Raw genomic sequence first — 26,857 nt, 5'->3', positions numbered from 1 at the left:
TGCTTCGCCGCCTCGCTTTGGGTTGGCCTCCCGCAATGAGCCAAGAAAACCTCTTGTCTCATTGCTTCGGCTCACCCCTATGCGCGAGGCGGCTTTTCATTTCCACTGACTCTTGCCTGTGAAAATTGAGTTACCTCTATACGTTTCGTCCACTGTTGGGGAAATCGCTTCCTTAGTGGAATAGTGATGAATTGAAAACTGGTTTAACTGGTTCAAACAGTGCTGAAAATAGCTGCCTATCCCAGTGTTAAGAAAAATTTTGCAGCATCGATTGTGGCAACAAAGAGATATCTTCCACCGCTTACTAGTTGAGAGGATGAAGAAATGATTAACACCTCTAAACCTAGAGACGGAGCGGAAGGGGCCGACGCCTGGGGGACCGAGCGGGACTGGTGAGACAATGGTGGCGCGCTTTTTGCCACCTTGGTTCGACGCCCGCCCCCCCGGCAAGCGTGCCCCTGGAGCGCAGTCTAATAGCACTAGCTATTTAAGGAAGAAAATCTAGTATATCTTTTCTTGCATCCTATTGTTCAGAGGACAAAAAAGCCTCGATCAGTATCTTACAAAGCTGATCGAGGCTCTATTTAAGTGGCCGGTACTACAGCTTTTTCGGATTCTTTCAAATCAACATTGACGGACACGACAAAATAGCGCTTGGTGTCGTCCGCTTTCAGCGGCACGCTTTTGCGTTCGAACAGCGACACAGTGGCGATTTTTTCAGTGGCGCCGCTCTCGATATCCTCTGCATACACGCGGTAGCCGATGATCGAATCGTCGCGCACTGCATGCCATGATAAGGCCGCTGCTGACAGCCGGATATTATCAGGAGCAGCAGGGTCGAGCTCTATCATCGCCGAATCGGAAATCAGTTCGGCGGAGACGACGAGCCGCTCTTCGTGGGAGCCGATGCTGCGGTTGAAATCACCGGTACACGTGATGAGGTTAACCATGCGCTGGTCAGAGCGGCCGAAAATCTCCTCGACCGGCGCCTCATCCGTGATATAGCTCTCCATGTCCCGCACTTCAAAAACCATTTCCCGTCCGTCCGCGTCCGTTAACGTAAATTGGTCTCCGGTCTCTAGCTTGTCGAGTTCGTAAAACACGGCAGGCCCGCTGAGGCTGTCGACGTGTCCGGCAAGGACGGCGTGTCCTTCAGCGCCAGCTTTAAAGCCAGGCTCAAACCAGCCGACCTGGTCGACATCTTCCGGCACGCCCATTTCGCCGTTTTCCAACACGCCGGTTTCTTCAATGGCAGCATCCACTCCGATGGAAGGAATCGAAATGCTTACCGGAGTCATGCCCTGCAAGCTATTCAAACGTTCTTTCCGCAGCTCTGCCAGCTTGTCCTGCTGGGCTGGGCGAACTGGGAATTCCGCGATTTTGTCGCGATATTCGGTATCGAGCCGTTCGCTTGGCGTCTTTTGTTCCGCTGGTTTGGCGTCGGTTTGATCAGCGCTATGGACGCTTCCTGAAGGTTCAGCTTGGGTCTCTGGAGCGTTCAGCGGATCCAAAATGAACAACAAAGTGATGCAAAGCGCTGTGGCCAAGCCCATAATGAAAAAATGTCTCATGTGCAAATCCACCTTTCACAAATAGCGATGCCTCCGTTTTGGAGGGCATCATTCCGGCTTTCTCTGACGTAAGGTAAAAGTTGCCCCGAGCCCAATAATCACGGTCGAAAGGGCGATCCATAAACCGAGTATGGCGTTTCCTGAAGCCATTCCGCCAAGTCCGGTTGCCGGCATTTTTTCAGGGGCGGCGTTTGTAAATTGTTCCGGGAATCGCTCAGCTGTTGCGTTCGTGAAGTGCTCCGAAAACTCACCGATTGCACCAAAGCCTTCTCCGTAACTTGTGTAATAGGCCTCAAAGTCTTCTTGCTGGTAGTGCTCAAAAGCTTCAACAGCAGCTGTTTCGTGGCGTTCAATCGCTTGTTGCGCCGACGCAGCATCCGGATGCTCTGTCAGCTCAACGAGGAAACTGCCGAATGCGGCTGGGAAGTCAGCGGATAATGCCGCCGCTGCGTCCGTTTGTCCGTCTTCATCTCCGGCAACCGCGGCTGCGGACAAATCGCCTTGGACAAGCAGGTGGTCGTTGGTCCACAGTTCAAGAAAGCGGTCGCTTTGTTCCTCGCCGTAGTATTCGGCAAAGAGCGCGCGGAACGATTCTGCATTTTCATCTTGTGCCCATTCGACAAAGTCGAAATCGGAATCGCCGTCAAAGCCTTTAGCCATGCTCAATTGGCTTAGCGCAATGTGTTCAGCACCGAGGCGGTTCCATGTGGAGCGCAGTTCATCAGCTGACTCCGGGTTTCCGTCAAAATGCTTGGGGAATTCGTCTGTGAGGCTGTCCGACCATGCTGTGCTCAAGCTTTCGATTGCTGAAAAGCCTTCCAGATGTGCGCGGTACGCAGATTCAAAGTCTTCTTCAGCGTAATGGCCGATTAAGTTTTGGAGTGTGGCCGCATAGCTTTCTGCAGCTGTCTGGCTGCGGTAGCCGAGACCTTCTGCTGTTGGGGCTTCACCTGTTTGGCCATCTGCAGCCGCAGTGATCCATTCGCTTTGCTGGCGGAAAAATTCTGTGAGCTCGCGGGCCTCTTCTGGTTGGTAAAGGAGGCCTGCTAAATAACTTTCCAACTGCTCCGTGTTTTGCAGCAGGGCCTCTTCGGCTGCCTGGGCAGCCGGATGGTCATCGATCGATTTAATGGCGGTCTCTACATTTAAGGCATGCTGTTCAGCCAATAAAAGTTCTAAATCGCTCTCCTGCAGTTTTCCGGTATCTGCCGCCGCGCTAGTTGCGCCAGCGCCGATCAATGCACCCGTGAATGCGGATGCTAAAATGAGTTGTCGTTTTTTCATCATAATTCACCACTCCTTATAGTTTTCTTCTTATAATGTCTAACGCAAGAACTGGCTGATTAGATCACTTTTTTAATTAAGTTTTTCAATGAAAATGAGCAAGGCCATGTGACTCCGACTTTTTGCGTAATACTCACAGCAGAAAACTACAATTCACCACAATAAAGTGAACTATATGCGCTCTCATTGCGTTGAATGGGTAACAAGGAAATAGAGCCAGCTAACGTTAATGCCGCGGAGTGTAGTAAGCTGAATATACGAAATTTGAAAAAAGGGGAAACGGCATGGAAAAAAGTTCAGACGCATTGCTATACGAGCGCGTCAGGGGCAAAGACAAGGCCGCGCTCGAAGAACTGTATGACAAGTACGAAAAGATGCTGTTCTCCTATCTCTATAAGATGACAGGAGACCGCGACCTCGCAGAAGAGGCGCTGCAGGAAGTGTTCGTCAAAATTTGGCGGGGAACTGGCCATTATGATGAAGGCAAAGGGAAATTTGTGGCGTGGCTAGTGACCATGTCACGCAACGCGGCGGTGGATCTGATCCGCAAGCAAAAAAAGCCTTCCGTTCCATTAGAAGAAGTCGCACAAGTCGAAAGCACCGATTTCTCGGTCGAAGAAACGGTTGAATGGCAGGAAAAAAGCGAGCAAATCCATCAAGCTGTCCGTCATTTATCGGACGAGCAGCAAAAGATGGTGGATCTGTTTTATTTCAAAGGCTACACGCATGAAACAATTGCAGAAAAATGCGGCATTCCGCTCGGCACAGTGAAGAGCCGGATCCGCTTGGCATTGAAGAAATTGAAGACATCTTTGCAAGTGGTGCAGGAAGGGGGAGTTCTGGATGACAAACGTGAATTGTGATCAATTAGTCGATTATTTAAATGGCAGCCTAGATGAACAACAGCGACAACAATTTGAACAGCATTTAGCGGAGTGTCCGGAATGCCGTGACATTGTCGATATGACAGGCGAACTCCCTTATCTTGCAGAGCCGGTTGAGCCGAATACAGGCATGAAAGCACGGATATTGGATGCTGTGTTTGAAGAAGAACAGAAAAATGAGCCAACAGAAGTGCATACGGCAGTTCGTGAAGCCAAAACGGCGCCAACTGCTATGCCGAAGCGTACCTTCACAAGCTCGAAATGGACACCGCTCATTGCGGCGGGGCTTTTGGTGTCGCTGCTCGGTAACGCGTATGCGTTTTATGAATTAAGCGATCGACCGGATGCGCCTGAATCGCCGGCTGTGGCGTTTGAAACAGTGGATCTGCAGCCGAGTGAAGCGTTTGAAGGCATCGGGACAGCTGCCATCGTCCGTGATGAAAACGCATTGAATCTCCTCGTGCAGGCAGATCAACTCGCTCCACTTAGCGGCGGGGAAGTCTATCAAATTTGGTTATTGAAAGACGGGGAGCCGATTCCAGCGGGAGCCTTTACGGCTGATGAGGAAAATGAAGGCGCAGCGTTCTTTAGTCTCGAAGAAGATACAGAAGGTTGGGATACGATTGCCATCACTTTGGAACCACAGCGGGGCAATGAGACTCCGCAAGGGGAAGTAGTGTTGAGCGCCGCAATTGACCCAGAAGCATAAGAACGATAGATCAAGGCAATAAACGATTTTCATGGGAGCGTCACCTTAAAAGGTGACGCTCTTTTTTTGTTGATCAGTGAATGATGTTAATGGGAAAATAGGCTAATATAGGTGTTTGGATCCATGAAGTCAGAAAAGTTTGAATCTTTAGGACTGTTCTTCTTGAATGCCCGTCGTGAAGCGTTTTTGGCGCTTGAAAAGGGGGTATTTATATATAAAACTATGCATTTTTTTATGAAGGAGGCGAGTGCTGTGGGGGCGAAATTTTCATATCGTGGAAAAGTCATAGTCATTACAGGCGCATCAAGTGGAATTGGCCGTGGACTGGCGGAACGCTTGGCGAAGGAACAGGCGAAGCTGGTCATTGCCGCCCGCAGGACCCGGCTGATCGAAGAACTGGCCGACTCGCTCGGCCCGTTGGTCATCCCGGTGACAGCAGACGTCAGCCACCCGAAAGATGTCGAGAGTTTGCACCGTGCCGCGATAAATAATTTCGGGCAGATTGATGTATGGATCAATAATGCGGGGATCGGCACGTTCGGCCCGTTTGTCGACACGCCGCTGCGTGATTTGAACCGGACGGTCGAAGTGAATTTGCTTGGCACGATTTACGGCAGCCATTTCGCGCTGCGGCGCTTCAAGGAACAGCGGCACGGCATCTTGATCAATGTGTCCTCGTTCGCGAGCAAAGTGCCGATGCCATATGGAGCCGCATATACCGGCAGCAAATTTGGGGTTAGCGGATTGTCCAATGGGCTTTTTGAAGAGCTGCGGCTGGAAGGTTATCCGGACGTCCATGTCTGTTCGATCGACCCGTGGATCACGGATACGCCGTGGACCGAACATGCAGGGAATTATTCGGGCCATGAGATTCTGGTTGGTCCGGCGGATGATCCCGGGAAAGTGGTCGATGCCATTCTCAGCTTGATCGAGGAGCCGAGAAAAACATTGGAAGTCGGTACTAGAAGCAAGACAGCCACCTTTTTCGGGCAGTTTTTGGCTGCACCCGCCAAAGGCTTAGGCGGCGAACAGCTGAAAGGCATGATTGACTCGGCGCCGCTTGCCGAGCGGACTTCCGGCAGTTTGCACGAACCGCTCGAAGAAGGACAAAACGTTTCCGGGGACTTGCGGGAACGGTTTGAACGCCAGGACGAAGAGTGAGAAAGGTGGGAGCGGACATGGCACAAGAGAAATCACATTACGGCAAGACGATCGTCATCACAGGTGCCTCCAGTGGGCTCGGGAAAGAAGTTGCCCGGCAATTGGCCAAGGACGGGGCGAACCTCGTACTCGCTGCCCGGCGCACCGGCTTGATCGAGGCGCTCGCGAGTGAACTCGGGCCAAACGCCATTGCGGTGACAATGGATGTCAGCCGTGAAGCGGACGTCGCGTGGCTATTCGAAGAAGCGCTGATCAGTTTCGGGAAAATTGATGTCTGGATCAACAACGCAGGTGTCGGGGTCATTGGGCCGTTCACGGATATTCCGCTCGAAGACCTCGCACGCATGATCGAAGTGAACGTCAAAGGCACATTGAACGGCAGCCATTTTGCACTTCGCCATTTCAAGGAGATCGGCAGCGGCACCTTGATCAATATCGGATCGGTCGCAAGCGATGTGGCCTATCCTTATTTCACCGGCTATAGCGCCAGCAAACACGCCATTCTCGGATTCAGTTCCGCGCTCAATGAAGAAGTGAAGCTCGAAGGCTACCCCAATATCCACATCTGTTCGGTATTGCCGTGGGCGACCGATACGCCGTGGTTTGAACACGCCGACAATTACTCGGGTCATGTCGTCGATATGAAGCCGATGGACGACCCCCGAGATGCGGTCGAGGCCATCATCCGCTTGATCGATGAACCGCAGGAAGTGGTCGAAATCGGCCGGAAAATGAAGTCAGTGCGCTTATTGACACGGTTTATACCGAAGCGGACGGAAAAGCGGCGCGATCAGTTCGTCAAGGTTAATGGCGAGGAAACTCCGCCTGAATCTCCGAAGAGCGGCACGCTGCACGAACCGGAAGAGCCGCAACAGAAAGATGAAAATCCACAAGCTTAGGGAGTCACTGCCTAAGCTTTTTTTGATGGCTGAATTCAGCTATTGGGCAATTATGCGATTTTTTCTTTCCAGTCATTTACACTAGCGTTTTGCTATGATTAGATGGAAATAAAAGGGGGAATTTTTTATGGGTAATCCAGAAAAAGGAATTTTAAGAGGGCGGTCGAATGCATGAGCCCGAAGCGTATGCACAATTGAATCCATTTACCGCGATTTGGACGCGTCCGCGTGAGACGGTGCGTTATGTCATTGAAGAAAAACAAAGCAGCTTCATCTTCTGGTTGGTGGTCTTGCTCGGTTTTTCCGCAGGCCTTTCGGGGGCATCCAGCGGGGAGCAGCTGTTTCCGGCATTGGGTGTAATTATTGGATCGCTGCTGCTTGGTCCGCTGTTTGCCGTGGCGGGAATCGCCATCGCAGCCGGCATCTATATTCTCCTTGGAAAACTATTCAAAGGCGTCGGAACGTATGCTGAAATGTTCCGTGCGGTCGTTACTTCGAGCATTCCGCAAATCTGGCTATTGCCGATGTGGCTGCTTTGGCTGCTGTTATCGCCCGGCACATTCTATACAGAAAGCGAAATGGCTATAGAAGCTACAAGCGGCGGGTTCGTGGGTGTTCTTACGGGCATAATCTTGCTGTTAGCAGTTGTGGTAGTGGGAATTTGGACTTTCGTGATCCAGTGCAAGGCCGTCGGCGAAGCGCAACGGATTTCCGCGTGGAAAGGGTTTTTCATCATCCTCATCCCGTCTGTACTGGTGATCGGCGCAATCATCGCATTTGTCGCATTCCTTGTCTTTATGATGGTTTAAGAACGAGTCAAGCTAATTGTCTGCTTGATAAAAAATGAGCTACCGCTCGAAAATGCGGCGGCTTATTTTTTTGCATGAAGATAGGCAGGTCCTGCCCCATTTAGCCTTGCATTGAAAATTGAGTACATACTAAAACATTTGGCTTATAATGTGGCAAAAAAGAAATCGGATGAAAAAAATGGTAGGAACAGAAACACAAAAGGTGCTATGACGATTTATTTATCTTTTGTAATATTTAGAATATTTTGGTGTATTCCATTGTGCCGCTGAACTTGACCCTCTATACTTTATTCGACAAACGAAATAAAATTTGGAGGGATTCTATTGAAAATTCATAAACCATTTCTAAATGTAGCACTAGCTTCTGCTCTCGTGTTCTCATTCGCCCCGGCAACATCTGCACACGACGCTTTGGATGGCAGCGACCTGTCGAAAGGGGAACGCTCCGTTTTCTCAAATGATGAGATGCTGAACTTGAGCGACCCTAAACTGACCGGCTCGAAAAATGTCTCGAACTTGACGGAATCGGCGTCCGTACAAATCAAGGAATTGGCTGGAAAACAGAACAACACGGCGGATGTCTATGCGCATAAAGGCTTTGCCTATCTAGGAACGCATACGGCTAATGGCGGCAATGGCGGGGTTCGTGTATTCGATTTGAAGGATCCGTCCAACCCGAAAGAAGTGTCGGTTTTCGCCCATGATGACGTAGCGGGATCATGGCAGGAGAAAGTCATCGTCAAAAGCGTCAACACTGCAGACTTTAAAGGGGACTTGGCAGTTGTCAGTGTCCAGCAGAGAGACCGTCATGCGGATGCAGCAGGAGGTTTCCTTCTATATGATGTAACCGATCCTTCCAATCCAAAGAAATTGGGCTATTGGGAAACTTATGCAGATACACGCGGAACGCATGAATTGTACTTGACGATGCAAGGCGATCGCGCTCTGGTCTTTGCTTCCAATCCATATGCTGATATCTACAGCGGCGGCGAAGAGCATGACTTCCAGATTGTAGACGTCTCGAACCCGGAAAATCCTGAAACGCTCTGGCAGTTCGATCCGCGCAGCCTTCCGGAAGTGCCGGAGTCCTTCAACGGCTATAACTGGCATGCGCCGGACGGCAAAACACGGGCTGTCTTCAACCATAGCGTCATCACCGACCATAACGCGCAATACGCTTATGTTTCCATGTGGGATCTCGGTACGGTGATCTTTGATATCAAAGACCCTGAGAACCCGGTTTATATCGGGCGCACCGATTATTCCTCGACTCAGCAAGGAGCGGCTCACTCAGCAGCTCTGGCGAAAGGCGGGAATGTGTTGATTGAAACGCGTGAAGTGTCGACACCGGTAAGAGCCGGTTATGAAGCGTCATACGGTTATACACGGATCTTTGATATTAAAGACAAAGCCAATCCGAAACTGTTGAGCGAATTCAAAACCGATTTGACGGAAAAAGTCGAGGATGGCCCGACATTCGCCAATACGGTGCATGATCCGAAAGTTCACGGCAATACGCTTTATTTGAGCCATTACGCGGGCGGCGTCTACATGGTGGATATCACCGACCCGAGCAATCCGGAGCAGATCGGGCAATATGTTCCGGACCAGGCGGATGTGTGGGGAGTATTTGTAGACCGCAACTATGTTTTGGCATCTGACATGGGGCAAGGCTTGAAAGTGCTGCAAAAAGGTAAAGGACAGAAGCCGGACCACGCACAGCGCTAGCACCTTGGCATGTCGTCCGGCAATGAATTGAAACGAAACGAAAAAAAGGCGATTCTGGAGTGTTTCCCGGAGTCGCCTTTTTCATATTTACGGTTTGTCGAAACGCTCGGCATTGTTTTCGTCGATATCGACGACTTCGCGCCGCACCGTCTCGCGGACTTGTTTTGTTTCTTGGATTTTGTGTTTTTGGACGATGATTTCCTCACTGACGTATTTTACTTTGCGCACTTCAAGGCGCTCTTCGATGACCGGGATGTGCCAGTAGCCGTCTTTTTCGTAAGCGGTGGTGGAGGCACCGGTCGCTTCGTATTCTGATAGTTCCTTGTTGACCGGGCGGCGTTCCACTTCAACTTCTTCCCGCTCATACGGAACATCCAGCGTGAGTTCTTCTTCGACCGTTTTTTTATGGATGTCGACACTGCCGGTTTCGGTCCATTCTTTATCGACCGCCAGGCGTTCTTCGTGGAGCTTTATGCGCTGCTCATCATTGGGCTCAGGCTCAGTAGACCCGTGATTGCCGGTGAGTCGCTCAGCTGCAGCGTCGAAGTTTTGGTAATTCATGCCGTACTCGCTGTCGACATACAAAACAAGCTTGCCGTTTTGGACGTGTTGATAGTATTCGCCTGCTTCCGTCTCGGAGAGCCCCATCTGCAAGAATGCATCTTTGGTCGGATCTTCTCCGGAAATGAACGATGTGAACTTGTCCATGAAATCACCCGTGTCGGTATTCAAATGGACATCAGTCTGCCCTTGGACCATCTGGAGCTGCTGGTCGTTTAAGGCGACGACGTACATGTCCTCTTCTTTGTATCCTTGCGCTTTGAGTTCACTGATTTCATGAAGCACTTCCGCTTGCACATCGAACATGCCGATCAGTTTATGGCCGTGTTTTTGCATATTGGAATCCTCCTGTAAGGTCAAGATTTGCCGTGTCTTCGATATGGCTTATGTACCCGTGAAGGAGGTTTTCATAAACCTTTGGCTGAATGCCGCAACTATTAATTCTCGATTTTCGACGGGGAAGTTTAGAGGGCCTTTAAATTTGGAAGTATAAAACAATAAAAATGAAATAAATGAAAACAAGAGAGATTATTATAGTGGAATAACTGAATTTAAGGGGATTATTACCTATAAAAAAATATTTTTATGAATCTATTGTAATGTTTTGTAAAATATCTTATAATTGAAAAAGAAAGAAAAAAATTATAGAAATGGGGAAAACAAATGATGACTTACGGCAAAGTTTTGACGACTGCAGCACTTACTGCAGCACTCGCTCTTGGAGCAGTTCTACCGACTGGAGCAGCTTCTGCGGCTACACTTACGGAGGATAATTCAGTCCGCTACGCAGGAAGCGACCGCTACCAGACAAGCTTGGAAATTTCTTTTTATGAATGGGAGAAAGGAAGCGTGAAGACAGTCGTCGTTGCTACAGGCGCTGACTTCCCGGATGCCTTAGCCGCAACACCTCTTGCTTCTTCATTCACGTCTCCACTGCTTTTGACAAAAAAAGATTCTTTGCCAGCAGGTTTTGCAGATGAATTGAAACGTTTAGGCGCGAAAAATGTCATTTTGGTTGGCGGCACTGGTGCCATCTCAAAAGAAGTCCAAAAAGAGATTTCAGCACTTGGCATGGAAGTAGAGCGCATCAGCGGAAAAACCCGTTATGAAACGGCCGTTAATATTGCGGAAGAACTGGGCATGAAGGATACCCTTTATGTAGCCACAGGCGCAAACTTTGCCGATTCCCTATCGATTTCCCCAGCTGCAGGGTATCATATGGATCCGATTCTGCTCGTACCAGCTAAGGGCGCTGTACCAGCTGTAGTGGCAGACTATATCGAAGGAAATCAGCCGGAATGGCCGCTTGTTATTGGTGGCGAAGAAGCAGTAGGCCAAGCAGTGGAGCAATTGTTTGAAGAAGAGCCGATCCGCATTGCAGGAAAGACCCGTTACGATACAAATAAAGCCTTTAATGACTTTGCTTTCGAAAATGAGCTGTTGGTTAATGAAAGCGAAGTCTTTATCGCTACCGGTACAAACTATCCGGATGCTTTGTCAGGAAGTGCTTTAGCCTCCGCGTATTCTGGTCCATTAGTTCTTACAGCAAAAAACCCAACTGCAGCATCTAAGCAGCAAATCAAAGATTTTGAAACAGAATATTCTTTCTACACAATTCTTGGTGGCCAAGAAGCACTTTCTTCTGAAACCTTGAAGCAATTGTTTGCAGAATAATATTGAAAAAGTGCCTGCCGGCTGGCAGGCACTTTTTTTTTTTTCTTCTGTAACCTCCTAACGCTATTGCTTAATAGAAGAAATGGGTATAATAAAAACGTTGCATCATTAAATGAGTAGCAATTGATGGAGGTTCCGATGGAAAAATCAATGGTATTATTCGGTAAGCGAGTGGAAGAAGATAAATATATGATTGCAGAGCTTATTCAACAAGAGCGGCTTGCGGCTTTGCCAAGTGACGTGGTGGAGCCCGATCGTGAGTTTGCGGAAATGGTTCTGAACGAGCGTGCCCGGTTCATCGAATTGCTCGGCAAATCGATGCAGGACAGCTGCAACGAGGAAAAAATCATGGCGGATGTGGCTGCCTGGGCTAAGGCGACAGGGAATTTCTTTCTTGAACAGGGCATGACGCTTGATATGGCATTGGCGGAGACGGCTTTATACCGGAAGCATATTGCGACATTGATCAAGAGCGAAGGGCGCCGTTTGAATATTTCCCCGGAAATAACGTACGATGCGGCGGAAGTATTGCATGCGCTGCTTGACCATGCAACGTACTCCTATACGCATGCCTACATGATTTCCTATCAGAAAAAACTGGATATTGCCCGCAAGGAATTTTTGGAATTGTCGGCTCCGGTCGTGCCGATTAGCGATTCGGTCGCCATCTTGCCGATTGTCGGCAGCATTGAAGTCGACCGGGCGCGCTATATCCTTGAAAGTACGCTGCTGTCGGCAAGTGAGCTGAAGATTAAAACCTTGATCATTGATTTGTCCGGAGTCGTGCGTGTCGATACGATGGTGGCGGAACAGATCGTCAAAGTCATCCAGTCGCTGGGCTTAATCGGCGTCGAGGCGATATTAACGGGCATCCGCCCAGAGACCGCCCAGTCGTTGACAACGCTCGGTGTCGATGTCAAAACGATGACTATCGGCGGCAGCTTGAAGCGAACCTTGAAAAAGGTCTATAACTAAAAAAACTCCGCAAATCGTTATCGATTTGCGGAGTTTTTTTAGTTTGTTACCGTGTCTTGATTCATAATCGGCAGGAATTGCGTTAAAGTTTCAGTTTCTTCTGCTGTCAAGGCGAGCATCGGCAGGCGGACGCCTCCGGCCGGAACGCCGTACAAATGAAGCGCGGCTTTTAACGGACTTGGGTTCGGCGCTGCGAACAAAGCTTTCATCGTCGGCAGCAGTTTGCGGTGAAGCGCTGCGGCTCCAACCGTATCGCCGGTGCGGAACAATTTGATCATGTCCTGCATTTCATTTCCGATAATATGGGCTGCGACCGAAACGATGCCAGCGCCGCCGATAGAAAGCATTGGCAAGGTCAAGCTATCGTCGCCGCTATAGACCGCGAAGCCGTGTTCGGTCCGTTCGATGATCTCGGACGCAGCGTCGAGATCGCCGCTTGCTTCTTTCACGCAGGTGATGTTATCGATCTGTGACAGGCGGACGATGGTGTCGACCGCCATATTGACGACGCTGCGGCCTGGGATATTATAAAGCATGACTGGTAAATGTGTCGCTTGTGCGATTGCTTCGAAATGGCGGTACATGCCTTCTTGGGACGGTTTGTTATAGTAGGGAGTGACGAGCATGATGCCATCGACGCCCGCTTGTTCCGCTTGCTGCGTTAGTGTGACGGAAGCGCGCGTGTTGTTCGAGCCGGTCCCCGCGATGATTTTGATGCGGCCGTCTGCAACCGTTGCGACGTGGCGGAACAGCGCCACTTTTTCTTCTGTCGACAAAGTCGGCGATTCACCGGTCGTGCCGGCGACGACAATGCCGTCCGATCCATTATTGATTAAATGTTCCACGAGATTTGTTGTTGCTTGAAAATCGATTTCACCGTTTGCATCGAATGGCGTCGCCATCGCAGTGATCACTTGACCGAAATTCATAGAGAACACACCCTTTTCTAAGTTTTTTTCAAAAATTAGAGGTGGGGGGCCGGTCCGGAGTAAACAAAAAAGCAGCAACGGGGGCCCGCTGCTGCCGTTAGAAACAATGTTTACCAATCGTCCCTGTTCGTCAGATAGCCCTCCATATAGTTTCCTATATGACAGTCCTGCACTTCTTGAATGCAGAACCAGTGCATGGGAATATGAGCATCCCATCACTTCGGCAAATCCCCCTTTCGGCAATCGTCATAAGAGCTCATACTCCTCGAATTGTGTACTAATGGTCTTTGCGCCTCTATCCTCGCTCCACTAAGGAAGCAAGAAATTATTGAATTAGCTGTAATATAACAGAAATTTGAAAGCTTGGCAAGAGGGAAGTTAGTTATTTGTATTATGAAAATATCGATTAGGTGAGTTTGTATTTAAAAGGAGGTGGTAGCGTGGATGATCAGCAAATGGACCGGCAATTGAATATCCATACCGGTGGCGAGCAGATGGGCTTTAATGCTTCGATGCATGAACACCGCTTCGAAGTGACGCCGTATGCGTGGCTTGATGTTTTATTTCGGCAGCATCCGCTGACAGGCTCCGGCCGGCTTGTTGACTTCGGCAGCGGCAAAGGGCGCTTGAATTTCTATGCGCACCATCTGTTCGGTACACCGTCAACAGGGGTAGAGGTCGACCCGTCGCTCCACGAGGCGGCGCTTCGAAACTTGAAGCGCCTGAAAGGAAACGCCGAAATCGAATTCAGCAATGGCTATGCACAGGACTACCCCATACAAGCGGATGACCGGTGGTTTTATTTCTTTAATCCGTTCTCCGATCCGATTTTCATGAAGGTGATCGGGCGCATCCTGAAATCCGTGGGCGAACATCCGCGGGAAGTGGAAGTTCTTTTGTTTTACCCGTCGGTCGAATATACCGACTTTTTGGAGCGGCGCACGGCGTTTGAGGTGATCGGCGATATCCCGCTTCCCGACGAAGCCCGGGATCTGCGCGAGAGATTTTTAGTGTACCGGTTGCCGCTGTGGGATTAAGCTGTACTGTAAAGCGGCTATAGGCTGCAAAACCGAATGCGGAAAGAAAGTCTTTTCGGTGAAGGAAACTCGTTCAACATCCTAGAAGGATAAGCTTTCGAAAAGATTGATATTTTGCGCTGGGTGATTCATTATAAACAATAGACAGTCTTTTTAACCGCATCTCTGACGGTTAACAAGAAATACTATTCTATGAAGGAAGTACTATTTATGACGGAAGAAAATATCACCCGTCTCGAAGTGGACGGCAAACAATTGATTTTGATCGGAACGGCGCATGTTTCCAAACTTAGCGCGGAGCAAGTGAAAGAAGTCGTAGAGTTGGAGCGGCCCGATTCGGTCTGTATCGAACTCGATGCCCAACGCTATGAGTCGGTCATGCAGGATAAGAAATGGAAAGAAACCGATATATTTAAAATCATCAAAGAAAAAAAGGCGAGTTTATTGTTGATGAACTTGGCGATTTCCTCATTCCAGAACCGCCTGGCCGATCAATTCGGCATCAAGCCGGGATCCGAAATGATCCAAGGCATCCATTCGGCAGAAGAAATCGGCGCGGAGCTGATCCTAGCCGACCGCAACATCCAAGTGACGTTTTCGCGCATTTGGGGCAATATCGGGCTGCTCGGCAAAGTGCAGCTCATCATGTCGGTGTTTTTCAGCATTTTCAGCAAGGAATCGATCTCTGAAGAAGATCTTGAAAAGATGAAAAAGCAGGATACACTGAACGCTGTGATGGACGATTTCACAAAAGTGTTCCCGGGCATCAAAAAGCCGCTCATCGACGAGCGTGACCAATACTTGGCACAGAAAATCAAGGAAGCGCCCGGTGACAAAATCGTCGCAGTCCTTGGTGCGGCACATATCCCGGGCATCACGAGGGAAATCCACCGTGAGCAGGATTTAGAGGCGCTTAACACCGTGCCGGCAAAATCGAAATGGCCGAAAATCATCGGCTGGGCCATTCCGTTGATCATTTTGTCCATCATTGCGTATACGTTTTACGCAAATCCGTCTGCCGGCATTGAACAGACCATCAGTTGGGTGCTGTGGAACGGCACGCTCGCCGCAATCGGAGCGGCAATCGCGTTCGGCCATCCGTTGGCGGTTCTCACTGCGTTTGTTGCGGCGCCGATCTCTTCGCTCAACCCGCTCGTTGCGGCCGGCTGGTTCGCCGGTCTGACGCAAGCGTTCATCCGCCGCCCGAATGTCGGGGATTTTGATTCTTTAGCGAAAGATGTCTTTACCGTGAAAGGCTTCTGGGACAATAAAGTGACGCGTGTATTGCTGGTCATTGTCTTGACGAATCTCGGGAGCTCGCTCGGTACGTTCATCGGTGGTGCGGACGTGTTGCGTTTATTCTTCCAAAACTTATAATTCCAGTACGGAAACCGAAGCCAGCCAGGAGATTTTCCTGGCGGCTTTTTTGTGTTTTAAAATTAGGGGTTATTATAAAAAACATGTCGGAAAGCTCTCTTGGTGGATGATTTTTGTATAAAAAAGGGGTATATATAGAGTATATAAACTGAATGGAGGCGCATGGACATGGATTTCCTGTTGATGGGAATTTTGCTTTGGTCACTGGTTATCGCAGCATTGGTGCTCGCCTTGTACGGGATTTGGAAAAGATCATGGAAAGCGCTGTTTTGGGCTGGTGTGGCATCACTTTTGCCGATGGGCCTGATCTTTATGGGAGACGACAGCTGGGTGTTCAAACTAGCCATCCTGCCGCCGCTATTGCTGTTCATAGGGGCTTACTTCCTGAAACAGCGGGAACCTGCAAGAAGATGAACGAAAAACCGGCCAAAAAATTGGTCGGTTTTTTCAGTTGTTATAAGTGGTACTATTTTACTTAAAATTATACAATAGTTATACATTAAGTGGAGGGAGCTAATCCTTATGCAGTACATACTCGAACGCAGCAAACTATTCATCTTTTTGATTTTGATCCTCATGCTGGTCGGCGTCTACACTTTCCTGACCTTGCCACAGCGCGAAATTCCTGAAACGCCTCCAGGGCTCGTGCTGGTCTCCACGATTTTGCCTGGTGCTGAACCGGAAGAAGTGGAGACGGCCATCACCAACCCGATCGAACGGGAATTACAGAAAGTCGATGGCATCACATCGATAAATTCCATTTCGGCGAATTCCGCTTCCATCATTACGCTGGAAATTGAAGACGGAGTGGAGCCGGATGGCTTGATCAACACGATCCAGCAGCAAACACAGCGCGCGGCCGGGAATTTCCCGGACCAGGCGCAGGATATCAGTGTCGAGAAACTGGATCTGACATTCCCGCTCGTCTCTTATTTATTCTACGGCGATGAAGCCGAGCTTGCAGAACTCGAAGAGCCGCTCGCTGATTTGTCGGATGATGTGGAGGCGGTGTCCGGCGTTGCCGGCACGCAAATAAAAGGGCTCAATGGCCAACAAGTGCTCATTGAACTCGATGGCGATGCGCTCGCAGAGAACCAGTTGCAGCCGTTTGAAGTGCTGGAAAGTTTGCAGCAAGCCAATCAGCCGCTGTCTCTCGGCACGCATGATGACGGCGAGCAGCAAGTCATCTTGACGGTGCTGCAAGCCCAGGGCATCGAGAAACTGCGCGAACTTCAAGTGGGCCAAGCAGCGGTGCCGCTCGCTGATGTGGCGACGGTAGAAACGGCTGATGTTCCGGCAGTAGATATCGTCACGTTCGAAGGGCAGCCGGCTGTTTCCTATACGGTGTTCTTGCAGACAGCACAAGATGTGCCGTCTGTCGATGACCGCGTCAGCGAAGTGATTGAAGAATTCAATGAAGAGTTGCCGGCAGGGATCACGGCGGAACGCTACGTGTCGCAAGCGGAAAATGTCAATGAAATCTTCGGCACGCTGTATGTTTCTCTCCTGATCGCAGTACTTGCGGTATTGATCGTGACGACTGCCGGCTTGACGCTATTCGGCGCATTTGCCGTTGCGGTGACGGTTCTCGCATCGGTGTTGATCGGACTCATTCCGATTCCATCACTCGGCGTCGATTTGAACCAGATTTCCGTCATCGGCCTGATCATCGCCATCGGGATCTTGGTCGATGACAGTATCGTCGTAAACGACAATATCCAGCGGCGCTATAAACTCGGCGACAACCCGCTGACAGGTGCCATCAACGGCGTTAAAGAAGTCTACCCGTCGATCGTCTCCTCAAGTCTCGCGATTGTCGTGACCTTCTCGCCGCTATTGTTATTGTCAGGCGGAAACGGCGCGTTCATCAAAGCGCTGCCGAGTATTTTGATCACCACCATTTTGGCATCGACAGTGCTGTCGATCACACTCGTGCCGATGATGCAGTATTTGCGCAATAAGCGCAAAAAACGCAAAATCTCCGATACGCCGGGATTCCTCGGCAAGCCGCTCGAGAAGCTCGCGCAAGTGTATTCCGGAAAAGTACTGAAAGGCGTATTGAAACACCCGTGGTTCACAGGAATCGGTGGACTGGTCATCGCGACCGGGCTATTGTCGCTCGCGTTGTTCACGCCGTTTGAATTCTTCCCGGAAGCAGACCGCGAAGAAGTGACGATGAACGTGCGTCTTGCGGAAGGGACTACGATCGAAGAAACGGATGCCTTTATCCGTGACGTGACCGAGACAGTCGCCACAGAAGACGAAGATGTCACAGAAACGGCGATTTTCACCGGTGACGGCTTACCGAACCTCTTTGCCTCTTCGATGGATAATACAGGCTCGAATACCGGCCAAGTGGCGTTCCGCATCGACCGGGACGCAACATCGGCTTCGGCATTTATTGAAAAATGGGAATCGGAACTGCGCGAGCGTTATCCGGATGCCGAAATCTTCCTCGATACGATCGTCCAAGGGCCGCCAGTCGGCGCTCCCGTGACAGTGACGGCAACAGGCGAAGATATCGATGAACTCGCCGCGCTGCGCGATACGCTCGAAGAACAGATGCTCGCAAATGGTGCGACGCTTGTGACCGATAATTTAGGTGAGGCCGTACCGGCAATCCAATACGTACCGGAGCGGGAAACGCTTGAAGAACAGGGCATCGCCTTGTCGCAAGTTACCAATCAATTGCAGCTGTTGACGCAAGGCGTGCCGCTTTATACGCTGTATGAAGGGCAAACCCCTTATGAAGTGGTCTTGAAGCAATCGGGTGTTACACAAGGCGAGCCGATCGACCTAGCTGACTTCAACGTGCCGGCATTGACCGAACAAGGCCCGCCCGAACTCGTCGCCATGGATGAACTGCTGACGGCTGAAGAAGCGACTGTGCTTGCGCAAGTGCCGCATAAAGCAGGGGAACGCGCCATCACGCTTCGTGCATTCGGCGAAGTGGATGATTTTGAAGCACAAATGCTTGAGGTAGTTGACAACGAGCGCGCCAATTTGCCGTCCGGCTATGAATTGTCGACCGGCGGGGAGAATTCCGATCAGGAGGCATTCTTTGCTGAAATCGGCATCTTGTTCCTCGTCGTATTATTGCTCGTCTACTTGGTCATTGCATTCCAGTTCAAGTCGTTCGGTCTGCCGTTCCTTGTCCTTATTGCCGTTTACCTCGGTATCTCGGGTGCGATTCTCGGCTTGTTCCTGACGCAGACGCCGCTGAGCTTCCTCGGCGTTATGGGGATTGTCTCTTTGACAGGGATTGTCGTCCGGAACGCGGTTGTGCTCATCGACTTTGTCGAAACGCGCCGCTTGAGCGGAGACTTCAATATTGAAGAAGCGATCATCGAATCAGGATATGCGCGCATCAAGCCGATTGTGCTCACTTCCTTGACGTCGATTGTGGCGCTCTTGCCGGTCGCATTCTCCGGTGATCCATTGTTTGAACCGTTGGCGGTGACGATTATTGCGGGGCTCGCGTTCTCCGGAATTTTCACGCTCGTCATGATTCCAGCGCTCTATCTTTTGTTCCACCGCATCGTGCGCAAGGACAAAAAACAGACTGCCTAAGAAAAAGCCGCAAAGTCCAAAGACTTTGCGGCTTTTTGTGTTTTTTCACGGCTGGACTAAAGCAGGTCGGTTGGGGTAATCAGGATAGAAAGGGCAAATGCAAGAGAGGAGGCGAGGCGGTTGGGTACATTGGAACTTGAGGAGCGTTATAAGAAGCCGCTGCTCGCGGTATTGATGGCGGGTGTGTTTGTGGCGATTCTCAACCAGACGCTGCTGGCAACCGCTTTGCCTCATATTATGGAAGACTTGGATATTACCGCAAATACGGCGCAATGGTTGACGACTGTGTTTATGCTCGTCAATGGCGTCATGATTCCGATCACTGCTTTTTTGATCAATAAATACACGACTCGCCATTTGTTTTTTTGTGGCGATGGGCTTGTTTGCGGCGGGCACGATCATTTGTGCGCTGGCGCCGGGATTTTCGGTCCTGATGATCGGGCGCATCGTCCAGGCATCGGGAGCGGGCATCATGATGCCACTCGCACAGACCATTCTGTTCGTCATTTTCCCGGTGGAAAAACGCGGGCAGGCGATGGGCATGTTCGGACTTGTAATTTCGTTTGCACCGGCAATCGGCCCTACTTTGTCCGGCTGGCTTCTGGGGCATTACCCGTGGCGTGCGCTGTTCTACGTCGTCATCCCGATTGCACTGCTTGATTTGCTGTTGGCGTATTTCTTTTTGCGCAACGTTACCGAGCGGACTTTCCCGAAAATCGATATGTTGTCGATCATGTTATCGACGCTGGGGTTCGGCGGATTGCTGTACGGCTTTTCAAGTGCTGGTACGTTCGGCTGGGGCAGCACGGCGGTCATCGCTTCGATTTCGGTCGGAGCCTTTGCTTTGTGGTTTTTCATCCGGCGCCAAGGGAAGCTTAAACAGCCGATTTTGGAATTCCGCGTCTTTACATACGGGCTCTTTACGCTGTCGACTGTCTTGAGTGTCATCGTGTTCGTCACCATGATCGGCAGTGCGACGATTTTGCCGATCTATATGCAGGATATGCACGGCTTCACCGCTTTGGAATCAGGACTTATGCTGTTGCCTGGAGCCATCATCATGGGCTTGATGAACCCGATCGCAGGCAAGATTTTCGATGCGGCCGGCGGGAAATGGCTGGCCGTTGCGGGGCTGTCGATCGTCACGGCGTCGACTTTCCAGTTTACGATGCTGTCTGCTGACACGCCGTTCGTCTATTTGACCGTCATGCATGCGATCCGCATGTTCGGTGTGGCACTCGTGATGATGCCGGTGACGACAGCGGGGCTCAATCAATTGCCGGACCACCTGATTCCGCATGGTACGGCAATGAGCAACACGATGCGCCAAGTGGCAGGATCAATCGGCACTGCACTTCTCGTGACGATCATGACCGGTGCAGCGCTCGATCATGACCGCTACGGGGTGGAAGGTTTGATCCGTGGTGTCAATATTTCATTCATGGTGACCGGTGCGTTGAGCGCAATCGGCATCGTGCTTGCATTTTTCATGAAAAATCCAAAAAAGCAGGAAAAAGAGGGGACTTAATATATGAAGAAAAGCTGTCACAAGATGTGCATTTACTTCTTTATTGAGATTTGGTAAGATGTCTGACGACAGACAATGAATAACAAAAAATTGTTCAATTTTCTGATAAAATTACTTTTAATGAGGTGAAGTTGTGAATTTATTGTGGGGCATTTTCGGTATCATCGTCGTTCTTGGCATCGCTTTCTTATTGTCTGATGGGAAAAGATCCATCAAGCCGCGGACAATTTTCGGCGGCTTGGCCATTCAGGTAACGTTTGCGTTTATGGTTTTGGAATGGGAGCTTGGCAGAAGAGCGTTGCTCGGCTTGTCACAACGCGTCCAGAACGTCATCGACTATGCAGGAGAAGGGGTTGCGTTCGTCTTCGGTCCGGCGGCTGATGTGGAAGGCTTTGGTTTCGTCTTTGCGTTCCAAGTTCTGACGATCATTATTTTCTTCTCCTCGTTAATTTCTGTGCTTTATTATCTCGGCATCATGCAGTGGGTCATCCGTTTGCTCGGCGGAGCGCTTTCGAAATTGCTCGGCACGAGTAAAGCGGAGTCGATCTCTGCCTCTGCCAACATTTTTGTCGGCCAGACGGAAGCGCCGCTAGTCGTCCGTCCGTTCCTGCCGAACATGACCAAGTCCGAGTTGTTCGCGGTCATGACCGGGGGGCTTGCATCGGTTGCAGGTTCTACGCTCGCCGGTTATGCACTGCTCGGTGTCCCGCTTGAATACTTGCTTGCTGCGAGCTTCATGGCAGCTCCTGCCGGGTTGATCATGGCGAAAATCATGATTCCGGAACAGGAAGAAGTAGAAGAAAAAGAGTTTGTCATGGAAAAAGACAATCGCTCGGTCAACGTCGTCGACGCCGCTGCACGCGGAGCTTCGGACGGCTTGCAACTGGCATTGAATGTCGGGGCGATGCTTCTCGCGTTCATCGCGCTGATTGCACTTGCAAACGGCGTCCTTGGCGGCATCGCTGGCCAGTTTGGCGTGGAAGGCATCACCATTCAAGGCATACTTGGCTATATCTTTGCGCCGCTGGCCTTTGCGATCGGTGTGCCATGGGCAGAAGCGGTACAAGCCGGCAGCTTTATCGGCCAAAAACTCGTATTGAACGAATTTGTCGCCTATACGGCATTTGCTCCGGAAATCGCAAACTTGTCTCCGAAAACAGTCATCATCGTCAGCTTCGCGCTTTGCGGATTCGCAAACTTCAGTTCTTTGGCGATCTTGCTCGGTGGTCTGGGGTCTATGGCGCCAAGCCGCCGCCCGGATATCGCTCGTCTCGGCATGCGTGCCATCGCGGCGGGTATGCTCGCGTCACTGTTGAGCGCGTCGATTGCCGGCATGTTCGTCTAAACCATCTTTCCATTTTCGCAGGCTTTTGTAGAGGCAGTCATGCATTGCCGGAAATCGTCTTTCCCATTTTTTTCCCCGTCGCGGCGGTATTCTGGGAGAGACATTTTTTTTCGGCAGTTGGACGGCGCAATCGGCAAGGTGAGGAATGGTAAGAAATCACCGGATGGAAGCACGGTTTCCTTTCAAGGTAAAAGCCTTGACAGCCCCTTTCTTAAAGATTACAATTCTATCTTGGCTTACCTGAATGATTCAGGCAGAGCGGGTAGGGAGAGGGCTAATTTCATAGAAGGTATGTCTTATGGCAAATTGGATAGACCGGTTTTTCGGTCTTAACGAAAACGGGACGACCATCAAGCGGGAATTGACAGCTGGCTTGATCGGATTTTTCACCGTTGTCTACATCATCGCCGTCAACTCGCTTATTTTATCGGAGTCCGGCATGCCGATCGAGTATGCGATCATCGGCACCATCGCCGCTTCTGTCGTCGGTGCGCTGTTGATGGGCTTTTGGGGCAATGCGCCTATCCTGCTCATCCCGGGCATGGGTATCAACGCGTTGTTTTCCTATACGCTCGTCCAGTCGATGGGTCTTAGCTGGCAGGAAGCGCTCGCCGTGGTGTTCGTCTCCGGTGTCATTTTTGCGTTCGTGGCGTTTACGCGTTTCTCGAAAATGCTCAGTGAGGCAGTGCCGCATTCGCTGAAAGAAGCGATTACGGTCGGGCTCGGTTTGTTCCTCATGCTTCTTGGGCTTGAGAAAGGCGGTCTTGTCGGTCCGGGCGACGGCGCGATTTTGGCGCTTGGTTCGCTTGCGGATCCGCTCGTACTGGCGACGGTGCTGACGTTTTTGCTGGCGATTGTGTTATTCATCCGCAACGTGCCGGGGAACTTTTTGATCACCATCGTCCTCGGCACGGTCATTGCGTATTTCTTCGGCATGATCGATCTTGACAAGTTGAGTGAACCTGGCGTAAATCCACAGGAAGTGTTCGCGGTGTTCGGCTCGATGTCGTTCGGCAGCTTTTTGTCGACGACATTCTGGGTTGCGGTATTTTCCTTGACGATGGTACTGGTGTTTGAAAACATCGGCCTCGTCCACGGCCAGGTGAATTTCATCGGCCGTCCGGAAAAATATTCGCGTGCATTCCAGGCGACGTCGGTGTCGACGATGACATCAGGTTTTCTTGGCACAAGCCCAACCGTTGCCAGTGTCGAAAGCGCAGCTGCGATGGCAGCGGGCGGTCGCACTGGCTTGACGGCGCTTACGACCGGGTTTTTGTTTTTGGGTGCGGCGTTTTTCATTCCGCTCATCAAAATCATTCCGGACAGCGCCATTGCGCCGATTCTGATCATCATCGGCGGGTTGATGCTGCAAAACATCAAGAACCTCGACATGAAGGACATGAGCGAGACGTTCCCGGCACTGTTGATTGTCGCGCTTATTCCGTTTACGTATAGCATTGCAGACGGCATTGCAATCGGGTTTATCCTTTATCCGGTGCTGAAAGTGGCGATCGGCAAATGGCGGGAAGTTTCTCCGGTACTTTATGTAATTGCTTGTTTGTTTTTCGTCAATTATGTGTTTCATGTGGTTGGCTAAAAAACTGCCCCGACAAGTCATTAAATTGGCTTGTCGGGGCAGTTTCTCTGTTCAATGTTCAATAGAGGCGTAATGATGTCCATTACGGAGGACGCTGCTAATAATCTGGAGTAAATAATGTGACTTGGAGATTGCACTTCAGGGGCGCGGTCCCCCAGGCGTCGGCCCCTTCCGTTCCATCTCTTTATTAATAAAAGTCTTAAAACAAGACACTTGTTAAATGTAATATCTACTCGAGCTTTCAATCGGAGTTAGCTAACTTTAAAATGTCCTACGTAAAAGAATAAAGAGGTAAATAAAATAACCCTCTTCTTCTGAAGCATCCTATGAACTTATTAGACAGACTCTTTTTGAACTCGGCCGTGTTACAATTAAATTAAAAGGAGCGGATTACGATGCGTTATTTTAAATCGAATATGGAAAAATTGGTCAATCAGGAACCGGAGCTGAAAACGCGGCTGAAAGTCTTGATGAAGGAAATGGAGCTCGAAAAAAGTTTTGCTTTAAAGGCGCTTTATCATTCGGAAGTGGCGGACAGCGGTCCATATATGAAACAGTATCAGGAAATCGATAACGAATAAAAAAGTGCCGTGCGCGAATGGAAATACATTCACGCACGGCACTTTTTTATGGCTTTATTTAGAAGGGAGGTCGGCTTTGAATTCTTCCAGCCATTCCTGCCAGGATTCGATCGTGTAACCGATGCAATAGCGGTTAACATTTTCATCATCACAATCAATGCCTTGGCCACCGAGCAAAAAGTGGAGGCCTGGAATCGCTTCTGAAAGTTCTTTGATGTATTGTTCTGCAACCGGCCGGGTTTTCGGCGTTGTGACCGACAAGCAGATAAGCTTGAAATCCTGCTTCGCGGCCAATTCGGCAAGCCCTTCAAGCGGTGTATCGGATCCTGTATAGAGCACGTGGAAGCCATTTTCGCGAAGGAAGAGCGAGAACAGCAAAAGCCCGAGCTGATGATGCTCACCACTTGGGCTGAGCGCCAGCACTTTCGGCAAATGGGGCGCAACCGGAAAGATGCGGAAAAACTGAGTAAAGCGCTGCTGGATGATATTGGTAATCATATGTTCATGCGCTACGCTGATCTGTCCATTTTCCCATTCGGCACCGATACGTACCATCAGTGGCGCGATGATGGAAAAGAAAACCGTCTGATGATGGAATAGCGAAAATTTCAGATCGAGCAAGTAATTGAAACGGTCAATGTCAATCTCTACAGCTGCCTGGTAAAGTTCTTCAATTTGCTTAGCATACTGGACTGGTGGGTCCTCAGAATTGGACACTTCCGGATGATAGAATTGTTTCCTTGAAATGTGCAATTGTTTGACGGCTTCACTGATTTTTATGCCGTTTTCCTGAACTTGGATTTTCAGCCATTTCAAATCTTCCAAATTTTGGTCGGAATACAAACGATGGCCCGAGTCTGTGCGCGCTGGTGTAATGGCGTTGTAGCGCGTCTCCCAGGAACGGATGGTCACTTTTGGCATATCCAGTATTTTGGCAGCAGCTTTGATGTTATACATAGCATGACCTTCATTTCGTAGTTTTTTGTTATACAAATATTATACAACCTGTAACTTCTACCGTAAAGCTATTGGCTTGCATATGAAGCAGAAAAAGACGCGGAAAAACAAATCCCTAAAATAAAAAAGCAGCGGTATGGTTCAATGACTTACATAAAATCCTTTAAATGGAAAAAAGACAGGTCATCTTTCGCGTTTCCCTGTCTTTTGCGAATATAAAAGTGATACAAAGCGCTTACTGCATCACCCGTGTGAGCTTAGCGGCGCGCACTTTCTGCCAGCCGGCAGTAATGAACAAGGTAATCAATAACAACACCAGTCCGAGGATGAACGGGAAAATGATGTTGACGTCAAACAAAATACCAGCAAGGAGCGGTCCTAACACATTGCCGATGCTCATATAGGCGTTGTTCATGCCCATCGCAAAACCGACTTCCCCTTCTGCGAGCTTCGAAATCAATGTATTCAGTACCGGCCGCAAAATCGATGTCGCAAGGAAAATGATTAGTGACACTCCGAAGAACATGACGTAGCTGCTGGCGAATAGCGAAGCGAGAAAGCCTCCTGCAGCGACGCCGAGGAAAGTGATCAACACGCCGATTTCGCCGAAGCGCGAAACGAGGCGGTCGACGACGAACAATTGGACGATGACGCTGACTGTGCCGGTCGCAGTGATCATAAAGGCGATGTCTTTTGCGGTGGAATTGAATTGATTGTCGAGGTAAAGCCCGAGGACGGACTCATAAGCGAGCAAACCGAAACTCATGACGAGCGTAATGACGAGCGGCAAAAAGTACGGGACGGATGTCGAACGCGCAATCTTTTTGAACATCGATTCGGATTGCGTCATCATTAATGCCATATTCGGGTCGGCTTCATGCGCGTCGCTGTCTTTCAGGACAAAAACCGAAAACAGCACTGCGGCAAGCGAGACAAGTGCTGATACGAGAAACGGCAGCTTAATGCTGTAGTCGGCGAGAAACCCGCCAATCCCGGGGCCGATGACGATGCCAAGCGACATGGCAGCGGATACTAAGCTGGTCCCTTTGGCGCGCTGGTCGAATGTCGTGATGTCGGCGATATAGGCGAAGATCGCCGGTACGAGCATGGCGGCGCCGATTCCTCCGATTATACGGGAAAAGTAAAGCACCCAGATAAAGTCAGATGCATAGAAGATGAACATCGACAAAGTCAGCCCAGCGAGTCCCCAAATGATCATGATGCGGCGGCCGTATTGATCGGCCCATTTGCCGGCGATCGGTGAGAATAAAAACTGTGCTGCAGCGAAGATGGCGATCATCAATCCAGCGGCCATGCCGCCTTGATTGATGGACACGAGATACGATGGCAGAATCGGGATGATGATGCCGAAACTGGCGATGGCGATGAACATATTAATCATCAGAATAGAGATTTTTTTGCGTTGGTCTTTGGACATTAGAGTGCCTTCTTTCTTATATACATATAAACGGGAGCGTTATGTTGACTTCCCTATATTATGGATACTACCAAAGCTTGTCAATCACTTTGCAATAAAGAGAAACTTCGATCAGCGGGGGTTCTTCAACCTACTGGTGAAAGGCGGAGCATGGGCTAGGAACGCCGCATCTTGTGGCAACGATTATGTAACCGACATTCTTTCGGCCTGATCAAATCGGTTTGTTGAAGAGGGGGAGACGGA

21 protein-coding genes, 1 pseudogene and 1 riboswitch are annotated in these 26,857 nt (G+C 50.0%); of the genes and pseudogenes, 16 read left to right on the top strand and 6 right to left on the bottom strand.

All coding sequences use genetic code 11. The annotated features are described in order from the left end of the window. Nucleotides 1–584 precede the first annotated feature (584 nt). Together J7E21_RS08445 and J7E21_RS08440 are read right to left on the bottom strand one after the other, a co-directional pair. Complete coding sequence (locus tag J7E21_RS08445) at nt 585–1,571, bottom strand: class F sortase (RefSeq protein ID WP_251047908.1); 987 nt, start codon at nt 1,569–1,571, stop codon at nt 585–587. Nucleotides 1,572–1,619: 48 nt separating this feature from the next. Further along, nucleotides 1,620–2,858: a hypothetical protein gene (locus J7E21_RS08440; protein ID WP_215106580.1), complete on the bottom strand. Its 1,239-nt coding sequence runs from the start codon at nt 2,856–2,858 to the stop codon at nt 1,620–1,622. A gap of 281 nt (nt 2,859–3,139) precedes the next feature. On the opposite strand from J7E21_RS08440, the gene J7E21_RS08435 reads away from it, so the two are divergent. From J7E21_RS08435 to J7E21_RS08410, 6 genes are all read left to right on the top strand, one after another. Next, entirely contained in the window at nt 3,140–3,718 is a 579-nt protein-coding gene (locus J7E21_RS08435) for an RNA polymerase sigma factor (RefSeq protein WP_215106578.1), read from the top strand. Then, on the top strand, nt 3,699–4,448 hold the full coding sequence (locus J7E21_RS08430; RefSeq protein WP_215106576.1) for an anti-sigma factor: 750 nt from the start codon (nt 3,699–3,701) through the stop codon (nt 4,446–4,448). Before J7E21_RS08435 ends, J7E21_RS08430 begins: the two co-directional genes overlap by 20 nt. A 252-nt stretch (nt 4,449–4,700) precedes the next feature. Then, nucleotides 4,701–5,609 carry an SDR family NAD(P)-dependent oxidoreductase gene (locus J7E21_RS08425; protein ID WP_353047756.1) on the top strand — a complete coding sequence of 303 codons (909 nt, stop codon included), beginning with the start codon at nt 4,701–4,703 and terminating at the stop codon, nt 5,607–5,609. A gap of 17 nt (nt 5,610–5,626) precedes the next feature. Beyond that, nucleotides 5,627–6,508, top strand: coding sequence for an SDR family NAD(P)-dependent oxidoreductase (locus tag J7E21_RS08420; protein WP_215106574.1), 882 nt, complete (start codon nt 5,627–5,629; stop codon nt 6,506–6,508). 167 nt (nt 6,509–6,675) lie between these two features. After that, entirely contained in the window at nt 6,676–7,317 is a 642-nt protein-coding gene (locus J7E21_RS08415) for a YIP1 family protein (RefSeq protein ID WP_215106572.1), read from the top strand. Between the two features lie 324 nt (nt 7,318–7,641). After that, the gene (locus J7E21_RS08410; RefSeq protein ID WP_215106570.1) at nt 7,642–9,045 is read left to right on the top strand and encodes an LVIVD repeat-containing protein; all 1,404 of its coding nucleotides are present in this window, start codon (nt 7,642–7,644) and stop codon (nt 9,043–9,045) included. Between the two features lie 87 nt (nt 9,046–9,132). Here J7E21_RS08410 and J7E21_RS08405 read toward each other — a convergent pair whose 3' ends face one another. After that, nucleotides 9,133–9,942: a DUF2382 domain-containing protein gene (locus J7E21_RS08405; RefSeq protein WP_215106568.1), complete on the bottom strand. Its 810-nt coding sequence runs from the start codon at nt 9,940–9,942 to the stop codon at nt 9,133–9,135. A 327-nt stretch (nt 9,943–10,269) separates the two neighbouring features. Between J7E21_RS08405 and J7E21_RS08400 the strand changes: the two genes are divergently transcribed. Then, nucleotides 10,270–11,280 carry a cell wall-binding repeat-containing protein gene (locus tag J7E21_RS08400; RefSeq protein WP_215106566.1) on the top strand — a complete coding sequence of 337 codons (1,011 nt, stop codon included), beginning with the start codon at nt 10,270–10,272 and terminating at the stop codon, nt 11,278–11,280. Between the two features lie 138 nt (nt 11,281–11,418). Further along, entirely contained in the window at nt 11,419–12,255 is an 837-nt protein-coding gene (locus J7E21_RS08395) for an STAS domain-containing protein (protein WP_215106564.1), read from the top strand. A 38-nt stretch (nt 12,256–12,293) separates the two neighbouring features. Here J7E21_RS08395 and dapA read toward each other — a convergent pair whose 3' ends face one another. Next, nucleotides 12,294–13,184: a 4-hydroxy-tetrahydrodipicolinate synthase gene (gene dapA, locus J7E21_RS08390; protein WP_215106561.1), complete on the bottom strand. Its 891-nt coding sequence runs from the start codon at nt 13,182–13,184 to the stop codon at nt 12,294–12,296. A 127-nt stretch (nt 13,185–13,311) separates the two neighbouring features. Then, nucleotides 13,312–13,490: riboswitch (Lysine riboswitch) on the bottom strand. 134 nt (nt 13,491–13,624) lie between these two features. Between dapA and J7E21_RS08385 the strand changes: the two genes are divergently transcribed. The 8 genes and pseudogenes from J7E21_RS08385 (at nt 13,625) to J7E21_RS08350 (ending at nt 24,219) form a co-directional block, all read left to right on the top strand. Next, nucleotides 13,625–14,221, top strand: coding sequence for a class I SAM-dependent methyltransferase (locus J7E21_RS08385; RefSeq protein ID WP_353047755.1), 597 nt, complete (start codon nt 13,625–13,627; stop codon nt 14,219–14,221). A 210-nt stretch (nt 14,222–14,431) separates the two neighbouring features. Further along, the gene (locus tag J7E21_RS08380) at nt 14,432–15,598 is read left to right on the top strand and encodes a TraB/GumN family protein (RefSeq protein ID WP_215106559.1); all 1,167 of its coding nucleotides are present in this window, start codon (nt 14,432–14,434) and stop codon (nt 15,596–15,598) included. A gap of 168 nt (nt 15,599–15,766) precedes the next feature. After that, nucleotides 15,767–16,012: a hypothetical protein gene (locus J7E21_RS08375; protein ID WP_215106558.1), complete on the top strand. Its 246-nt coding sequence runs from the start codon at nt 15,767–15,769 to the stop codon at nt 16,010–16,012. A 108-nt stretch (nt 16,013–16,120) separates the two neighbouring features. After that, nucleotides 16,121–19,168: an efflux RND transporter permease subunit gene (locus J7E21_RS08370; protein ID WP_215106556.1), complete on the top strand. Its 3,048-nt coding sequence runs from the start codon at nt 16,121–16,123 to the stop codon at nt 19,166–19,168. Nucleotides 19,169–19,342: 174 nt separating this feature from the next. Next, a pseudogene (locus J7E21_RS08365) lies at nt 19,343–20,696 on the top strand (DHA2 family efflux MFS transporter permease subunit). 133 nt (nt 20,697–20,829) lie between these two features. Further along, nucleotides 20,830–22,041, top strand: a complete 1,212-nt coding sequence (locus J7E21_RS08360) for a NupC/NupG family nucleoside CNT transporter (RefSeq protein ID WP_215106554.1) — start codon at nt 20,830–20,832, stop codon at nt 22,039–22,041. A 298-nt stretch (nt 22,042–22,339) separates the two neighbouring features. Further along, nucleotides 22,340–23,638: an NCS2 family permease gene (locus J7E21_RS08355; protein ID WP_215106552.1), complete on the top strand. Its 1,299-nt coding sequence runs from the start codon at nt 22,340–22,342 to the stop codon at nt 23,636–23,638. A gap of 395 nt (nt 23,639–24,033) precedes the next feature. Beyond that, nucleotides 24,034–24,219, top strand: coding sequence for a hypothetical protein (locus J7E21_RS08350; RefSeq protein ID WP_215106550.1), 186 nt, complete (start codon nt 24,034–24,036; stop codon nt 24,217–24,219). A 54-nt stretch (nt 24,220–24,273) separates the two neighbouring features. Here the strand turns inward: J7E21_RS08350 and J7E21_RS08345 are convergent, their stop codons facing one another. Together J7E21_RS08345 and J7E21_RS08340 are read right to left on the bottom strand one after the other, a co-directional pair. Then, complete coding sequence (locus J7E21_RS08345) at nt 24,274–25,176, bottom strand: MerR family transcriptional regulator (RefSeq protein ID WP_215106548.1); 903 nt, start codon at nt 25,174–25,176, stop codon at nt 24,274–24,276. Between the two features lie 235 nt (nt 25,177–25,411). Further along, nucleotides 25,412–26,614 (bottom strand): MFS transporter, encoded by a 1,203-nt coding sequence (locus tag J7E21_RS08340; protein ID WP_215106546.1) that lies wholly within the window; start codon nt 26,612–26,614, stop codon nt 25,412–25,414. Between the last annotated feature and the right edge of the window lie 243 nt (nt 26,615–26,857).

Origin of the sequence: Planococcus sp. ISL-109, assembly GCF_018613655.1 — a bacterium.
Classification (GTDB): Bacteria; Bacillota; Bacilli; order Bacillales_A; family Planococcaceae; genus Planococcus.
Note: the sequence above shows the minus strand (reverse complement) of the source record. Positions and strands in the feature narration are given on the sequence as shown.

Excerpts from the sequence above, each read along its gene's own strand:
- J7E21_RS08445 (WP_251047908.1), bottom strand. The coding sequence starts at position 1,571 with ATGAGACATTTTTTCATTATGGGCTTGGCCACAGCGCTTTGCATCACT.
- J7E21_RS08440 (WP_215106580.1), bottom strand. The coding sequence starts at position 2,858 with ATGATGAAAAAACGACAACTCATTTTAGCATCCGCATTCACGGGTGCA.
- J7E21_RS08435 (WP_215106578.1), top strand. The coding sequence starts at position 3,140 with ATGGAAAAAAGTTCAGACGCATTGCTATACGAGCGCGTCAGGGGCAAA.
- J7E21_RS08430 (WP_215106576.1), top strand. The coding sequence starts at position 3,699 with ATGACAAACGTGAATTGTGATCAATTAGTCGATTATTTAAATGGCAGC.
- J7E21_RS08420 (WP_215106574.1), top strand. The coding sequence starts at position 5,627 with ATGGCACAAGAGAAATCACATTACGGCAAGACGATCGTCATCACAGGT.
- J7E21_RS08415 (WP_215106572.1), top strand. The coding sequence starts at position 6,676 with ATGCATGAGCCCGAAGCGTATGCACAATTGAATCCATTTACCGCGATT.
- J7E21_RS08405 (WP_215106568.1), bottom strand. The coding sequence starts at position 9,942 with ATGCAAAAACACGGCCATAAACTGATCGGCATGTTCGATGTGCAAGCG.
- J7E21_RS08400 (WP_215106566.1), top strand. The coding sequence starts at position 10,270 with ATGATGACTTACGGCAAAGTTTTGACGACTGCAGCACTTACTGCAGCA.
- J7E21_RS08395 (WP_215106564.1), top strand. The coding sequence starts at position 11,419 with ATGGAAAAATCAATGGTATTATTCGGTAAGCGAGTGGAAGAAGATAAA.
- dapA (WP_215106561.1), bottom strand. The coding sequence starts at position 13,184 with ATGAATTTCGGTCAAGTGATCACTGCGATGGCGACGCCATTCGATGCA.
- J7E21_RS08380 (WP_215106559.1), top strand. The coding sequence starts at position 14,432 with ATGACGGAAGAAAATATCACCCGTCTCGAAGTGGACGGCAAACAATTG.
- J7E21_RS08375 (WP_215106558.1), top strand. The coding sequence starts at position 15,767 with ATGGATTTCCTGTTGATGGGAATTTTGCTTTGGTCACTGGTTATCGCA.
- J7E21_RS08370 (WP_215106556.1), top strand. The coding sequence starts at position 16,121 with ATGCAGTACATACTCGAACGCAGCAAACTATTCATCTTTTTGATTTTG.
- J7E21_RS08355 (WP_215106552.1), top strand. The coding sequence starts at position 22,340 with ATGGCAAATTGGATAGACCGGTTTTTCGGTCTTAACGAAAACGGGACG.
- J7E21_RS08350 (WP_215106550.1), top strand. The coding sequence starts at position 24,034 with ATGCGTTATTTTAAATCGAATATGGAAAAATTGGTCAATCAGGAACCG.
- J7E21_RS08345 (WP_215106548.1), bottom strand. The coding sequence starts at position 25,176 with ATGTATAACATCAAAGCTGCTGCCAAAATACTGGATATGCCAAAAGTG.
- J7E21_RS08340 (WP_215106546.1), bottom strand. The coding sequence starts at position 26,614 with ATGTCCAAAGACCAACGCAAAAAAATCTCTATTCTGATGATTAATATG.